This is a genomic window from Streptomyces sp. SID14478, from assembly GCF_010548525.1.
Lineage (GTDB): Bacteria > Actinomycetota > Actinomycetes > Streptomycetales > Streptomycetaceae > Streptomyces.
On the sequence record NZ_JAAGMG010001127.1, the window covers coordinates 1 to 1,070 of the forward strand.

At 73.7% G+C, this 1,070-nt stretch carries 1 protein-coding gene; it reads right to left on the reverse strand.

Features of this window, described 5'->3' with window-relative positions; translation table 11 throughout:
• Window positions 1-87 precede the first annotated feature (87 nt).
• The coding region (locus G3I40_RS36200) for a carboxylesterase family protein (protein ID WP_164559072.1) at window positions 88-1,070 on the reverse strand (983 nt) is incomplete at its 5' end.

Below are 1,070 nucleotides of genomic sequence, written 5' to 3' on the forward strand. Positions count from 1 at the left end.
GCCGAGCACGAGGGCGCCGAGGGCGCAGGTCAGTGCGGTGCGACGAAGAGAGCTGATCACGCGGCGACGATAACGCCGAAAATGGGATTAATCGTGCAAATCGGAGGTGACCTCACCCCAGAGCTTCCTCCGGTCCCCGAACGGGTCAAACGACACCGTGCCCACCCGGTCGCCCCCGCCCGGCCCCGCCGCGTCCCCGCCGAGCAGCATCGTCGCCCGCTCGCCCGAGGTGAACCGCGGCCACGGCGGCAGCAGGTGATGCGCCGGCGCCCCTTCGCGGGCGAAATGCACCCAGGCCCCGCTCATCGCGTCCGCGAGGCGCTGCGGCGGCGCCCCGCCCAGCCAGGCGTCGAGGCCGGGTCCGTCCAGCACGTCGAACACGTAGGGAATGTCGAGCGTGTGCGTGGCGCCGAACCCGCCGCCGAGCACCGGCGTGGGCTCCTGGAACAGGTACGACCACACGCGCCCGCCGCCCTCGGCGGCCGCGTCCAGGAACGCGTCGGTCGGCTCGCGGAACAGCCGGTCGGTGACCAGCGCCGCGAGGTTCCCGCTCGGCGCCTCGCGCGCACTGCCTTCATGCGCACGGTAGAGGGCACGTGCCCGCTCCCGCCGGTCGGGGTCGGGGAAGGCCGCGGTGAGCGCATCCTCGAAACCGGCCTGCGTCACGGCGGGGCCGAGACCGACGAACAGCCGGCCCTCGTGCTCGTTCGTCCCGGCGATGACGGGTATGTGGGCGCAGGACCCGTTGCGCAGGGCCCGCAGTGGATGCAGGGGCAGCACGGACCCGTCCACGACCGGCGTGAAGGGGATGTCCTGCACCGGATGACGGCCGATCAACTCCTCCTGAGCTTGCAGAAGTTGCCCGACACTCGCCTTCCGGACATCCGTGATGCCCCTCCGCTCCTCCAGTACGGCCGCGTAGGCCCGCGCCACCGCACCGGCCTCGGCCGCGGAGCGCACCGCGCGCGGCGGCGGGCTCTGCAGGACCGCCCGGTGGATCAGCGGCCGGGCCGCGGGCGCCCCGAGCAGCGCGGCGACACTCCCACCGCCCGCCGACTCCCCGAACACGG